Origin of the sequence: Legionella quinlivanii, from assembly GCF_900461555.1 — a bacterium.
In the GTDB taxonomy this organism is placed as follows: Bacteria; Pseudomonadota; Gammaproteobacteria; order Legionellales; family Legionellaceae; genus Legionella_C; species Legionella_C quinlivanii.
In genome coordinates, this window is record NZ_UGOX01000001.1 from 22871 (window position 1) to 36922 (window position 14052).

Here is a 14052-nt window from a genome sequence, read left to right on the forward strand (position 1 = left end):
CAAAATTACTGTTAATTTTCAAAAACCTTCCACCGGCGATATCTTGCAATCCCGGTGGATAGTTTATAAACCCTCAAGTTGTAATATCAAATCTTATTCTGTAAGATAAAACGCATTTTTTAGTGCTTCGGCTCTAACCTCAAAAGGCTGAAAATTGTCCCAAATAATTAATAACAATCGATTTCAACCGCTTTATTTATCGCATTTTTATAAAACCATTCTAGCAAAATTACCCTATTTCTTTCTTGGTTTGTTTTGCTTGGTCCTCATCTCCGGTATTTTTTTGCCATTATACCCTGATGAAGTGGTTACTAAATGGACGACAGCTCGCTTTTTTGAGGAATCAGGAAAAACGCTTTCACTTTTCTCTCAATGTCAGAAGTCGACAGGTGTAGCAATATCCTGGGTGTTTTATCCCGCAGCACTGGTTTATTCAATAATGTATAAACAATTGCTACCTTTGGGTCTGCGCATCAGTGGTCTTGTCATCGGCTTTTTGTGGTTGTCGGGAATAGCCTACTGGTGTTTTAAATCCATTAAACCACGACTGAATGCAGCTTATTTCCTGGCCGCCCTGATTGCTGCGAGCCTGGCTCTGGGTGTTATGCCTTACAACTTCATAATGGCCCGATCTGAGCAACCGCTGATATTTATAATTCTACTTTGTTTTCTATATTGCCTTTTCTGGAAAAACAGTTTCTCAGCAAGAATGCAATGTCTGGCAGGTCTTATTTTTGTCGTGCTCGCATCATGCTTTTTCTATATTCATCCTAAATCGATATTCTTCTTACCGTTTATGATGACTGTTGCCTATTATATCAGCGACAAAGGGCCGCGCGCGCTGCAAGTACTTCTAGTGTTGATTCCTGTGGTTTTAGCGTATAAAACTTTCCAAATCGCTAATCTGATGGCAAATTGCGAAGAAACTCCTTTGTTGAATTCTATATTAGGGTCTAATACCCTCTCCCCAGCATTGCTTTGGGAGTCTCCTCTCGCGTTTTTTCAGGAGGGTTTGTTAAATTTGAAGGATGTGCCTTCCAAAATAGTTAATCATCTGGTCTTTCAACCCTACTACCAATCGTCCTGGCTTCCCAGTGCAGAAGTGTCAGGAGTTGCAGCGCAAGGGCTTAATTTGGGCATCAAAACCTTACTTTATCTGCTTATTATCGGCAGTCATTTAGGGGCGCTGGGCCTATTCATTTATTGTTTGCTGAAACGTCTCGTGACCATGCCAATCTTGTTAGGAGGAGTGCTGGCTTTAGGCTCGCTTGGAAGTTGGTTTTTTACCAGGATTTGGAACTTCTATGGGGCAAGTCAACTGCTACCCCTATCGTTGATGCTCATTTTAAGCTTGCCGCTAGCTGCTCTTCAGAAGCGATTTGTATCTCGTTTCAATTCAGTTTCAATAATACTAATACTTTTTGCATCGCTTTCAATGGCTATTCTCGTCAGCAATTATTTACCGGTTTTGATCCTCAATTCCAAATCAACGACAGCAGACATATCCGGACAATATTTATCTATTCCTGTATTTGGTGCCAGCCAACACATCAAAACCTTAAACGAGCTCGCTAAGGAATGTAAACTGCCTTCTGAGAATGTGAAAAATCTTGTTGTGGATCACATGACATATTTCGCATTTAAGAATGTACCGAATCCTATTCATGTTCTTTATGTTTCAGAATCCGTGTACGGTCAGGATTTGACTAACGGTCGGCTCAAGCCCTTTTTATCTAAAATAGATAGTCCAGGGCTTATTATCCGATGTTCTTATTTGCCTCCGCAATTGGGAGAATTGCCTCGCTCTGAGAAAAACGGTTATTGCTGCATTAATCTGCAGCAATTATCAAAAGTTGATAGTTAATGTTTAAGCCGGACGCTTTGTTTCACCTGCAGCAGCTAGCAGTAAGATTACTAATGCTGCATAACACAAAGCGCCTATGACTTATTGGCCCTGCCACTCCCCGTTTATCCAGTTGGCGTGTGGCAAACCTGCCAGCTTCCTTTCCCAGGCCTTGATGAGGAAGTTTTGTAACTCTTCAAACGCCGTTACGCTTTCTACATACAGGGAAGATTTTTCCTTGATTTCCTGAATTTTTTGCTCTCGCCATAGCTTATCTGCGGCCACACGCATCGCCAACTCAATATATTCTCTTTGATTACTGGCAACAAGCCCGGAAACACCGATATAGTTATATATTGAGGCTGTCCACTTACCAAAAGGGATGTCAAAGGGAAGTGTAACTACAGGTACGCCCAGCATCATCGCATCAAAACTGGAAGACATGCCGCAAAGAGGAAACGAGTCTAAACAACAATCAACGCTCATTAACAGAGAATGAGCATCCTGTTTGGTTAAGGTAGTCAGGAAAATGCATCGATTAATATCCTGCCCCAGCTTCTTCGTAAGCCTTGCTTTAAGAATTGTACCGGAGGGGATATCGCTTCGGAGGATAGCAATTCTTGCATCAGGATCAGCCTTCAATAAGTCATGGAACATTTCATCCATTAGTGGATGAACCTTGGGAGGGGTGTTAGCGCACAAATAAATATGCTGCTCAGGGCCGCAATTCAACAGTCTTTTGCGGATTTCGTCTCGCTCCGTTTCCGAGAGGGTTGTACTGGCCGTATGTGCAGGTCTTTCGATCCAATAAGGCGGGTGCTCGAGATATGACACGGCAGTCTGATAGAATTCATCTGGCTTAACCGGTTCTGCTGGCCGCCATGAAATATAATAATCTGAGTTGGTCAACCCATTGGTCCAGTTTGGTTCAAGTAAAATCATTTGGAGGTGAGCAAGCCTGGCCATCAGTGGGAAAAACATTGAAAGGGTGCTGGGCCCCGAAACGATGATGTCGAGCTTTTGAGCTGCAATAATTTTAATGGCGGGTTTGGTATCATCAGCAGGGAATTCAACTATGTTATCAGTACTGGCCAGCCAGCCTTTCGCAATGTTAGAGTTGCTCTCGTTACCTGGACGCAGGTAAACGGTTTCAAATAAGTTCTTATCCAGGCGGCGCAACAAGCCAGACATCATGGGCATGAAATCGTAAACGATAAACCCAATTCTAATCTTTTTGGCGGGATTACGCGAAGTCGGCGGCTGCCCCACGACATGTGACGCTGTATAATTAAGTTCCGGCCATGTAGAAAACGAAAATCGTTCCAGTGCGCGCATTGCATGATGGTATTGCCTGGCGCCGGCATCAGGAGATGTGAATATGCATTGCCAGGAACCCCATTCGAATAACAAATCTTTGGATGGCGAATTAAGGGTTATTGATTCGGAGGCCAATTGTTTACATGATTCGATAAATTCCGTGATTGCTTCTTCAGAGGGGATAAAGGGCAGAGACAATGAGGCAATCACTTTTAAATTATGGAGTATTTTTTGGGAATCCTTTTTTGAATGAAATGATTTGCATGCAGTTTCATACATATTCTGGAAAAATTCAGTTTCAATATCCAGGTGTTTTCCCAGGTAAATGGCGCTTTTTGCAGTTTGGAAATCGAAGTGGTTTTTTGAAATATGTGAAATAAAGTATTGTTGCAGTGATTTGAATTCATCAGGGGTACAAGCTTGTTTAATTGTATGATAATTAATCAAGAAGCTTAATGGTATGCCCGCATTAATCACCTCTTTATAGAAATCCGCTGCCGAAGTATTAGTAAGTTCTGCGCCTGAAATTAGCTGCATAAACCTGAAATAACGTTGGACGTAATTATGATGAGCACAAGTCTGGAGATAGTATATTCTTAACCAATTATCTTCAGGATAAATCCGCATGCCCTGCTCAAATATTTCGCAAGCACCTTCGGCATTTTTTAGCCGCAATGTGGCTAAAGCTGATAGAGTGTAATTCGTGAGGTTGGTTCGTTCCAGTCTGGATAGTCTTTGATAAATCTTTTCGGCTTTGCCGCTACGGTTCTGCTCCGCAAACTGCCAAAGCCTGATTAAACTTTCCGAACGATTACGCCTGATGCCGAGTGTTACTCTTGCAAAATTAATATATTTATTATCGTAAAGAGCGGCTTTAATATATCGTTTAGCCTTTGGAGGTGTAACTTTTTTTATTAGATTGTATAAAGTCATGGCTTTGATCATCCTAGATTGCAGGCAATAGCGTAACTGGATTATCCGTAAACTAATACCCAAGTCATTAAAGAAACCTTCCTGAAACACTACTCAGAAAGGCAGCTTTCAGCAAGAGGAATCAAAATATGGAAAGTATACTGATCCCAGATGCCCTATGGTTTAATATTAATATTTTTTCCATACTACACGATTCACATAGTCCACATAGCTGTGGATTATCCGTAATACTTTGTCGGAGACATTGGGCATGCTGTAGTCGCTTACAAGGCGCAGCTGCCGTTTCTCACCACGTGATTGGGATTCGAGAATGTCGAGTCCCTGAAGAATTCGCTCAGCTTCAAGGCCAACCATCATTGCACTAGTTTCCTCCATGCCTTCTGGTCTCTCATGCGCCTCGCGCAGATTAAGCGCAGGAAAGTTGAGAATAGAGGATTCCTCATTGATTGTCCCGCTGTCAGACAAGACAGCCTTTGCTGACATTTGCAGCTTCACATAATCAAGAAAGCCAAGCGGCTTCAGCGGTCGTATTAACTCGTGCAGGCGTACTCCAGTCGTATCCAGTCGCTTCTGCGTACGCGGATGGGTTGACAAAATAACAGGTAACTCATACTTCTCGGCTACAGCGTTTAGAGCCGAGACCAGCTTGTGAAACGATTTGTCTGATTCGATATTTTCTTCACGGTGGGCACTTACCACAAAGTATTGCTCTTTGTATAATCCCAATCTTTCCAGCACCTCGGAAGCCTGGATTTTCGGTAAATAGTGATGAAGAACCTCATACATCGGGCTGCCTGTTTTGATAACCTGGTCCGGGGGTAGCCCCTCTCTGAGTAAATAGTCTCTTGCAATCGTGCTGTAGGTCAGATTGATGTCCGCTGTGTGGTCAACTATGCGGCGGTTGGTTTCTTCGGGTACCCGCTGATCAAAACAACGATTGCCCGCTTCCATATGAAAAATGGGAATCTGACGACGTTTTGCAGGTATGACCGACAGACAACTGTTTGTATCACCCAGAACCAGCACTGCTTCAGGCCTGTACTCTGCCAGAACGCGATCAACTGCGATGATCAAATTTCCAATCGTATGTGCTGCACCTGTACTGCCCGAAGCACTATCAAGAAAAACATCGGGTTTGCGAATGCCCAGATCATCAAAGAAGATCTGATTCAATTCATAATCATAATTCTGGCCTGTATGTACCAGTATGTGATCACAGTGTTCATCCAGTGCTGACAATACGCGTGACAGTCTGATAATTTCGGGACGCGTACCAATGACGGTCATTACTTTCAATTTTTTCATTTTTACTCTCAAACCGGGCAGGCATAGGTATCGGGGCGCAAACGATCAAAAATTTCATTGGCCCATAGCATCACGATCATTTCATCATCGCCGATATTGGTAATATCATGCGTCCATCCTGGAACTGTTTCCACAATCTCGGCTGATTTACCGTCAGTGACAATTTCATGGGTCTCGCCTGTTTGTATGTGACGAAACTTAAACCGTGCCTTGCCTTTAATCACAAGAAACTTCTCTGTTTTGCTATGATGATAGTGTCCGCCACGGGTTACTCCCGGATGAGCGGTAAAATAGGAAAATTGACCGCTATCCTGGGTCTTAAGCATTTCAACAAATGAGCCTCTTGCATCGCAGTGCTGCTGTAATGAGTAGTGAAATGACTCGACAGGCAGATAGCTGACATAAGTTGAATATAAGGCTCGCATTAAACCAGTGCCAACGCGTTCGGTCGTCAGGGACTGCCGGCTCTCTCTGAAACGGTGAATCAGATCGACGACCTCTCCAACGGTGGTTGAATACTGGGGAGCTACGCTTGCAAAGCCATTGCTGTTAATGGCTGGTTTTGTTCCATCCATAATACTTATGAAGCAGTCAACCACATCATCGACATACACCAGCGACAATGGGGCGGAATTATCATGCACCTGAACAGGCAGCCCACGGGCAATATTGTGGCAGAAAGTTGCGATCGCCGAATTGTAGTTCGGACGACACCATTTACCGAACACATTGGGCAGTCTGAAAACATAGGCCGAGACATTTTTGTCATTTGCAACAGTAAAAACCGCATCCTCCGCGGCAAGTTTGCTGCGGCCGTAGTCATTGTCTCTCTCGGCCTGAATGGATGATGCAAATACCAGTGAGACAGGGCGATTTTCAGCGGCGCTTACAGAGCCGACGGCATCGCATAAGGCTTCGGTGAGATTTCGATTGCCGGTGATGAATTCTTCCGTATCCTCTGGGCGATTGACGCCTGCGAGATGAAATACCAGATCAACGGCCTTGAGTTTAGACTTTAACTCGTTAATATCATTTGTCCTGTCGAAGCATACTATCTCTACATCTTTACGTTCGCAAAGCTGCTGCCTCAGATTTTTTGCAATAAATCCTTGTGATCCTGTGATTAATACTTTCACTAGATTAGCTCCGTGATGGTACTTTCGCGTCTTACGATTTTCTGCATGTACTCAAGCTTCATCAACAGTTTTTTCATTCCCTCGACATCTAGTCTTCTGGTGTTGTGTGAATTGTATTCTTCTTCATGGAGAGCCTGCGTGATTCTTTGTTCCCCTTTATCTACAAATTTGCCATAGTTGAGGTCACGGATATCAGGGGGAACCCGGAAATAATCTCCAAGATCTTCTGCGTATGCACGCTCCTCTCTGCTGAGCAGGGACTCATAAAGCTTTTCGCCATGACGTGAGCCAATGATCGATACAGGATGATCTTCCTTGTGCATTAATTCAAGAATGGCTTTAGTGAGCGTTTCTACTGTCGCAGCAGGGGCTTTCTGTACAAATATATCTCCATTCCTGCCGTGTTCAAAGGCGAATAGCACAAGATCAACCGAATCTGCCAGTGTCATCATGAACCGCGTCATTTGAGGATCGGTAATAGTAATTTTATTGCCATTGAGAACCTGGTCTGTAAATAGGGGAATTACCGAACCGCGTGAGCCCATTACATTTCCATAGCGTGTGCCACAGATTATCGTTTGTGCAGCATCAAGGTTGCGGCTTGCGGCAACCATCACTTTTTCCATCATGGCTTTGCTAATACCCATTGCATTGATGGGATAGACTGCTTTGTCCGTGCTCAGGCAGACAACCCGACGAACCTTCGCTTCGATAGCTGCAGTTAGAACGTTTTCCGTGCCCAGAACGTTAGTTCGAAATGCTTCCATCGGGTGAAATTCACAGGATGGTACCTGTTTCAGGGCTGCCGCATGGAAAATGAAGTCACTTCCACGTATGGCCGCAGCAACGCTTTGCTTGTTACGCACATCACCGAGGTAGAATTTAAGCCGGGGATCATTGTAGGCTTTACGCATGTCGTCCTGCTTTTTTTCATCACGGCTGAAAATACGTATTTCCCGCAGATTGGTATTAAGCATCCGCTTAAGGACCGCATTACCAAACGAGCCAGTTCCTCCAGTGATCATCAATACTTTTTGACTAAACATATATCCGTTCTCAATTTAAATAGATTGAATGACTCGATTTCCTCATAAAGATTCATTTAAATCAATAACTACTTTGAGGAAAAAAAATCCGTCTTCCCCGGAGTTTATCACCACTGGATACTGCATTGTAGATATAACCATAAAAAAAATGAAAAATCGAATGAGGGAAGATCGGGTTGAGTTGTTCGCTGTAAATATAAAATGCTTGGGTAAATTACAAGTCTGATGTCAAATCCCATCAAGTTTACGAGCATGTTTTATATTATCTTGCAAAGATTGGACTACTATTTTTGAACGAAGTCTTATGAACAAGAGTCTCCCGTATTGAAACCTGGGAGACCCTTGTTGCACAGGTTTTACGCGTGCACTGTTTTCTTCAAAACGGCCAGGCGTTGAGGCTCAACATAGATCGTGCAGTGATGGTTAATTTTGTGAAATTCTACACTGTAATTTTTTTGAGTGTGGATAGTGGGTAACGGTTGGTAATAATAGTCTACTCTGTACTTTAACTTCTGCTTGTCGAGATGGTTTAAGTTTGTATCCAGCTTAATCAATTCACTTAATGAGTTAGTATCAAGTTCAGTTAAATCACAGTAATTATGCCCATCCAAATTAGAACGGCGCCATAGTAAGGAGTTGGCAAAGTACATACGATCCGATTGGTGCCATTTTAAACGTTCACCTTCTTTTCCGGTAAAAGGTAAGAGACTCCAGTGGCTTCCATCGTAGCGGCTAACAGTAAAAAAGCTATTATTTAAATGCAGATCATGATAATTAAACACATTTATCACATTCATGCCAAATTCATTCATGGCTTTTCTGATGGGTGCAGAGTAATTTGCAGGCTTATACCCGATTAGCTGTTGTACAATAGGCATACGAACAAAATATGAAAGAATACAGATAAGAAATACCGGAAGGAAAGCCTTGAGTAGCCACTGATTATCTCTTATCTCTGCTTTTGCCCTTAAGCCATCTCCTTCGTTGTTGGAGGTGCTTTTGACTGAGGGAACACTACAAGATCCAAAGACTCTGATTCGATTGTTTGCAATTAGTCGGTAAAGGAAGGGGCCAATGTAGAATTTTCCTAGATACAATATGGGAAATAAAGGATGTAAGAGCAATACTCGCTTTGTTAATTCAAGATACAAGGAGTAGCCCTTGAATATTCTTCCCTGAGGATCTATTCCATACAAATCCTGATAAGCGTTTTCTCTGGAAATACCATATTTGGACAATATCTCTTGATTAACTGAAAGAGGGGTTTCTTTAATCACTCCAAATAAATCCACCTTTTGAATGAAATACAAGGTCTTGTCACAGAGATTGCATTTATCATCATATATAAGTTTAAAGCAGGTATTTGCTTTCGGGTTTAGCCCATGACATTGCCAGAATAATAGACCCCACAATACAAACTCATAATATGACAGCCAACCCAATTGCAAGATAAAGGTCGATACCACAAAAAACACGAGGCCCCAGAAAATGGCAACATTACGAGTAATCCTATTCCATAGGAGTAAGGGGATTAAAAATAACTCCCAAACCATCATACCGTAAATTGAGAACTTCGATGCGATAACCGCGATTTCGGGAGAAGCCTGAGACCATTCGCGGAAAAAAGGATAATGCTTGCCTAGATAGCTGCTGGTAACAACCAATAGATTTGCATTCCCAGAGAGCCAGGCAATGTCGTCAAAATGCATTGTAACTGAATATATGCACAAGCTGCCATAAGTGAGGATAAGCAGCAGTTTAAGTATGGCTATCTTCTCCAGGGTAGGTACGCCAAAACATTGATAGAGCGACCTTATTACCGGTCCTATATATGCCCTCTTCCGCAGGCGTGAGTCCAGTGACAAATGGGTTCCTGCCGGGAGCAGACAAAAGACCATAATCATCATTTGCAAAACATCAGTTCCGAGCGTGACTGTCTTCATCATATTATCAATAGGGATATTAAAAAGAAGGAGAAAAGTCGTTGCCACGGGGGTCAGAAACCCTATAATTACACAACCTGCACATAGTAATACTGTTAGAGACAGATAAAAACTGGATGAGGTAGCATCAAGGTAGAATTGATAATAGGCAATATAAAATGTTCTATGGAAAAGAATCAGACCCAGCAAAATACGTAGTAAATTAATTTTTACAAGCTCGGAGTTTAAATTTTGATTTTCTGCCAAGCCTCTATTCTGAACAAACTGGTATATTTTACCAAATACAGGAGCAAAATTAGCTTTATAGAAAATTAGCGAGGAAGCGGCAATTAATCCGAGGAATGGAATGACATAATCGCTAAGGTTAGTATAAACTTGAAGCATGTAAACTCCTTATAACTATGATTTCTATCAATGCGCGTATCAAATTTCAATAAGAAAACATAAATTTAGCAAAAATCAAAAGACAAATGCCTATATGTCCAGAATAACATCCGCGATATTATCGTATAACTCTATGCTGCACCAGTGTGTTTCTTGCAACTCGGATAATAAGCTGCAAGCTTCCCCTAATATAGATGTTTTTCATCTTATATTTCGTAATGCTAATCCATATTGCATCCAAGGGCAGTGAGTCATGAAGTCCAGGTGAATGACTGATTTTCCAAATTTTTGCTCAATAAGCTCAAAAAAAGACAATGGGAGTCAAAGCGCCCAGCGAGGTCCTCGCCTACTATGACAAGGTTGCGGGTAATGAGGAAATCTTTTCATATTCCTATGTGGATATCACTTGAATTGTGGAGCAAACAAAGAAAGATCAGATCGTATTATAAAATTGATGAAGCCCCTATTATCCACCACTAGTCTGGCGCGTCAAAACCAGAGCGGTGATAGTCATTTTCTGACGTTACCTTTATGATGAATAAACAGCAAGTTGTTGTAGAAAATATAGTAATAGTTCACTACAATCTTGGCTGACAAGATGGATAGGGGATTTTTATGCTGCTGGCGCCAGGAACAATTTTACAGAGAATGTATCTAAAGGAGAGGTTAGCATTATTAAAGCCTGGCTTTTTTGTTGAAATTGGGATTGGGGATGGCTCTTTATCCAGTTTGCTCTGCCAGCTCGGCTGGAAGGGGATTGGCTTTGAAATTAATGAAGACACAGCAGAAAAAGCCAGCCAGTCAATGAAATGTTATGTGGACAGTGGACAATACGAGGTGAGGCAGCAAAACTGGCTTTATAATCAGGATAACTTGAAGGCTGATCTTATTGTTTCCTCGATGGTAATAGAGCATTTAAATGAGAGTGAGGAGACACTTTATTTCAAGCGTTGTGAAAGTGCTTTGGCTCAGTCGGGCATCTGTATTTTACTGGTTCCTTCATCCATGAAGTACTGGGGTATAGAGGACGAAATTGCAGGGCATTACAAACGTTATTCAAAAGAAACGCTCTCTGCATTGATGGACAAATTAGGCTGGGAAGTTTCACATTACTCCAGTTTAACTTACCCCTTTTCAAATATTTTGTTTCCTGTTTCAGAATATCTTGTACGCAAAGCAGAAAAGAATAAATTGAGTTTATCGATGGATATTAAAACAAAACTTTCCGGGAATAGACAAGTGCCATATAAAACATCCTACCCTAAAGTCTTCAAACTGATATTAAATGAAAAAGTGCTGTTTCCCTTTCATTGGTTGCAAAAAAAATTTTCTAATCATCCCGATGCTCTGGTTGCTTATCTCGAATGCAAGCCACTATCCAAGGGGGGTGATGTAATCCTCTAATGGTTTATGAGAAAATTAGACCCAATCAAAAAAAGCCCATTTCATCGATCACTATAATCCAATTTGCGCGTTATTTCTTAATTGGTATGGCGAGTAATTTTGTGGGGTTTATTTTATATTTATTGCTAACCTATTTGGGATTAACCCCTAAAGTTACGGCATCGATATTGTATTGTATAGGGGTGATAATCAATTTTTTAGGCCATCGCAGCTTTACTTTTTCAAAAAATAAATTGAGCTGGCGCTTTGGTGGCAGGTATTTGTTATCTTACCTGCTAGGTTATTTTATAAATATGGCTATTATTACTATTTTTGTTGAGCAACTGGCTTTCCCTCACCAGTGGGTACAAGCCTGCGCAATTATATTGGTAGCTATTTTTTTATTTTTTGCCTTGAAGTATTTTGTTTTTATAGATTAGTCCATAAATATATTAATATCCTTTGATCCTGTCTACAGCCAGCCTCATCCTCCAGGGGGTATTGCTGCATCAATCTGCAGCAATAATTGGTAAAGCTAAATAGCTCGTAATCGAGTACTTGAAACCCTGGCCTTTTCCGTTGCATGCCCAATGTACACACTTTCGGGCTCTGCATCAGATAATAATAATGTACCTGCTCCTATTACACATTTTTCTCCCACACTGATGTGATCGCGCAGTGTGGCATTAACTCCTATGAAGCATGACTCAAAAATTTCTACTCCACCGGAAATTACAACATGCGAAGCAATAAATGAATGATCATGAATTATTGAGTGATGGCCGATATGGTTTCCACTCCATAAAGTCACATTATTACCAATCTGGACATAGGGTTGAATAGTATTATCTTCCAGTATAAAACAATTTTCTCCTATATTTTGTTCGTTTAACAAAGTAGCTTTTGAACTGATGTAACTTGCTAATCTATAGTTTAATGCCTTCGCTGCCAGATATTTTTCTTTACGTACGGCATTCAACTTGGAATAACTCAATGCGATAAACATGTCATATTGATTTGGCGGATAAAGGGTGCCTATCTCTTGGAAAGGAATAACTGGAAGAGCACAAAACTCGGTCTCGGTGATAAAAGTTGAATCGACAGTGAATGCCGCCACTGTGTAGTTAGAATCATGGGTAAAATAATAATGTGCTAATTGGGCTATATCACCCGTTCCAAAAATAACCAGCTCTTTTTTCATTATTGTTTCCTTACTAAAATAGTAAATTCATATAGACCATAATCATGTAACAAAGCAACATGTCTTGAATAATGCCGTTTGCATATATCAAATACGTCGCAAGGATTTGCGTAATATAAATAATCGCGCATTTTTTCATTGTCAGAATAAGAGGTGAGGCAGTTAAATGCAAAGCCTAGTTTGCTTTTGGAATTTATTGCGTCTAATGTGGATAACAAGTACTGACGCCAGCTATGATCATCATATCCCAGGCGAACGTTAAAAATTCCACTGGCGAGTATATAGTCGGCTTCGGATGGCTCAAAAGACACGACAAAGTTTGCTTGCTGATCATAATTAAAGCGTTCTTTGGCCGTTTTGATCATGGATTCAGAAATATCAATACCGGTATAGGTAAATTCATTATAATTACTTTTTAAGAAATCAAACAGCGCACCGTAACCGCAGCCCAGATCTATCAGTGAGAATTTATCCCTGGTGGTAATAATTTTGCTTAGCTGTTTAAATCGTAAAGTTTGACTATCTGCCCCATTCCAGTCTACTCCTAAGGGAGTGGCGCCATGTTCAGACAGTTTTAGGGAGTAATAATCAGCTATGTTGGTCAAAATAGGTGTCGTGTCCATTGTTTAGCCTAAAAGGGATGGTTCATTTTGAATGGCCTGTTTCATAAAGCCAGGAGCATGTGGGCCGCAATTGAAAAGCAAATCAATAATACTTACAGCATGATCAAAAGGAGGGAATAATTGCTTATATTCGGAATAGCCGCTGTAATCCATCCATTCAATATCAATTTTTTCATTAGCAAACAATGCCTGATCCAAATAATCCCTGGCTGCTGGGCCGCTTAAATAAGTAGTAGCATTCAGTTTTTTGCAAAGTTCAAGCAGACGCTCACTTTTACCTTCAGCCAAATCAAACTCACTGGAAGAGCGGATGGGCGTTTTTATATTTAATAACTTATTAATAGCTATAATAAATTTTGTATTAATTTCACTTAAATACTCTTCAGTTGTACTTAAATATAAATTTTCAAAAAACTCTTTATAATCAGCGAAATACGGGGCTTTAGAGTAGGAGTGGACAATTGTTTGCCAGTGCTTTTTATTCCAGTCGGAGGTGGAGACTTTTGTGTCCCGAATAGATTGAAAATATTTTCCTTTTACCTGAACAGGAATTGACAACCAAAGGATGCCATTTGCTGTTTTAATCCGGTTACGATTGCGCCAATCTCGGCGGGTGTATTGCATATCATCATATAATATAAACTCATCAACACTACTTATGAGGTCAAAGTATCCCTTCCAGGGGATGTAGTTAGATTGTAGAATAGCGATTTTTTTTTGATTCATCCGATAATACTTGAGGGGGTATTTCGTCCCTAAGATAGATTTTTAGTGGCCTATTGTCAATCTATTGAATAGTTGGATAGTGTTGTTGCGAACTATCCTGGGGTGTGTGCCAGATAATAACCTGCCCTTTTGAATTATCGTTGAGAACTCAACAACCAGTTTTTTAAACAATTTGTCAAATAGCTCAATCGCTTGATATGATTCATCTTCTG

Annotated in this window: 11 protein-coding genes; 3 read left to right on the forward strand and 8 right to left on the reverse strand. The window is 41.0% G+C overall.

Annotated elements, in window-relative coordinates:
• The first annotated feature begins 154 nt into the window (after positions 1-154).
• Positions 155-1864: a hypothetical protein gene (locus DYH61_RS00095; protein ID WP_058506905.1), complete on the forward strand. Its 1710-nt coding sequence runs from the start codon at positions 155-157 to the stop codon at positions 1862-1864.
• An 81-nt stretch (positions 1865-1945) separates the two neighbouring features.
• Here DYH61_RS00095 and DYH61_RS00100 read toward each other — a convergent pair whose 3' ends face one another.
• From DYH61_RS00100 to DYH61_RS00120, 5 genes are all read right to left on the reverse strand, one after another.
• Complete coding sequence (locus DYH61_RS00100; RefSeq protein WP_160037275.1) at positions 1946-4093, reverse strand: tetratricopeptide repeat protein; 2148 nt, start codon at positions 4091-4093, stop codon at positions 1946-1948.
• A 168-nt stretch (positions 4094-4261) separates the two neighbouring features.
• Complete coding sequence (wecB, locus tag DYH61_RS00105; RefSeq protein ID WP_058506903.1) at positions 4262-5398, reverse strand: non-hydrolyzing UDP-N-acetylglucosamine 2-epimerase; 1137 nt, start codon at positions 5396-5398, stop codon at positions 4262-4264.
• Between the two features lie 8 nt (positions 5399-5406).
• A complete protein-coding gene (gene wbjC / locus DYH61_RS00110) occupies positions 5407-6534 on the reverse strand; it encodes a UDP-2-acetamido-2,6-beta-L-arabino-hexul-4-ose reductase (RefSeq protein WP_058506902.1) in 1128 nt (375 codons plus the stop codon).
• Complete coding sequence (locus DYH61_RS00115; RefSeq protein ID WP_058506901.1) at positions 6534-7580, reverse strand: polysaccharide biosynthesis protein; 1047 nt, start codon at positions 7578-7580, stop codon at positions 6534-6536. The genes wbjC and DYH61_RS00115 overlap by 1 nt, the downstream gene beginning before the upstream one ends.
• Before the next feature lie 356 nt (positions 7581-7936).
• Entirely contained in the window at positions 7937-9907 is a 1971-nt protein-coding gene (locus DYH61_RS00120; RefSeq protein WP_058506900.1) for a thiol-disulfide oxidoreductase DCC family protein, read from the reverse strand.
• A gap of 615 nt (positions 9908-10522) precedes the next feature.
• Between DYH61_RS00120 and DYH61_RS00125 the strand changes: the two genes are divergently transcribed.
• Positions 10523-11311, forward strand: coding sequence for a class I SAM-dependent methyltransferase (locus tag DYH61_RS00125; RefSeq protein ID WP_058506899.1), 789 nt, complete (start codon positions 10523-10525; stop codon positions 11309-11311).
• Positions 11311-11730 carry a GtrA family protein gene (locus DYH61_RS00130; RefSeq protein ID WP_058506898.1) on the forward strand — a complete coding sequence of 140 codons (420 nt, stop codon included), beginning with the start codon at positions 11311-11313 and terminating at the stop codon, positions 11728-11730. Before DYH61_RS00125 ends, DYH61_RS00130 begins: the two co-directional genes overlap by 1 nt.
• A 95-nt stretch (positions 11731-11825) precedes the next feature.
• Here DYH61_RS00130 and DYH61_RS00135 read toward each other — a convergent pair whose 3' ends face one another.
• The 3 genes from DYH61_RS00135 to DYH61_RS00145 are packed head-to-tail and all read right to left on the reverse strand — an operon-like array spanning position 11826 to position 13840.
• Positions 11826-12491 (reverse strand): acetyltransferase, encoded by a 666-nt coding sequence (locus tag DYH61_RS00135; RefSeq protein WP_058506897.1) that lies wholly within the window; start codon positions 12489-12491, stop codon positions 11826-11828.
• A complete protein-coding gene (locus DYH61_RS00140; protein WP_058506896.1) occupies positions 12491-13114 on the reverse strand; it encodes a class I SAM-dependent methyltransferase in 624 nt (207 codons plus the stop codon). The genes DYH61_RS00135 and DYH61_RS00140 overlap by 1 nt, the downstream gene beginning before the upstream one ends.
• Before the next feature lie 3 nt (positions 13115-13117).
• Positions 13118-13840, reverse strand: coding sequence for a WbqC family protein (locus DYH61_RS00145; protein WP_058506895.1), 723 nt, complete (start codon positions 13838-13840; stop codon positions 13118-13120).
• Positions 13841-14052: the final 212 nt, after the last annotated feature.

Bases quoted from the DNA above. Each gene is read 5' to 3' on its own strand.
- DYH61_RS00125 (WP_058506899.1), top strand. From the start codon at position 10,523: ATGCTGCTGGCGCCAGGAACAATTTTACAGAGAATGTATCTAAAGGAG.
- DYH61_RS00140 (WP_058506896.1), bottom strand. From the start codon at position 13,114: ATGGACACGACACCTATTTTGACCAACATAGCTGATTATTACTCCCTA.
- DYH61_RS00135 (WP_058506897.1), bottom strand. From the start codon at position 12,491: ATGAAAAAAGAGCTGGTTATTTTTGGAACGGGTGATATAGCCCAATTA.
- wecB (WP_058506903.1), bottom strand. From the start codon at position 5,398: ATGAAAAAATTGAAAGTAATGACCGTCATTGGTACGCGTCCCGAAATT.
- DYH61_RS00130 (WP_058506898.1), top strand. From the start codon at position 11,311: ATGGTTTATGAGAAAATTAGACCCAATCAAAAAAAGCCCATTTCATCG.
- DYH61_RS00120 (WP_058506900.1), bottom strand. From the start codon at position 9,907: ATGCTTCAAGTTTATACTAACCTTAGCGATTATGTCATTCCATTCCTC.
- DYH61_RS00100 (WP_160037275.1), bottom strand. From the start codon at position 4,093: ATGACTTTATACAATCTAATAAAAAAAGTTACACCTCCAAAGGCTAAA.
- DYH61_RS00115 (WP_058506901.1), bottom strand. From the start codon at position 7,580: ATGTTTAGTCAAAAAGTATTGATGATCACTGGAGGAACTGGCTCGTTT.
- DYH61_RS00145 (WP_058506895.1), bottom strand. From the start codon at position 13,840: ATGAATCAAAAAAAAATCGCTATTCTACAATCTAACTACATCCCCTGG.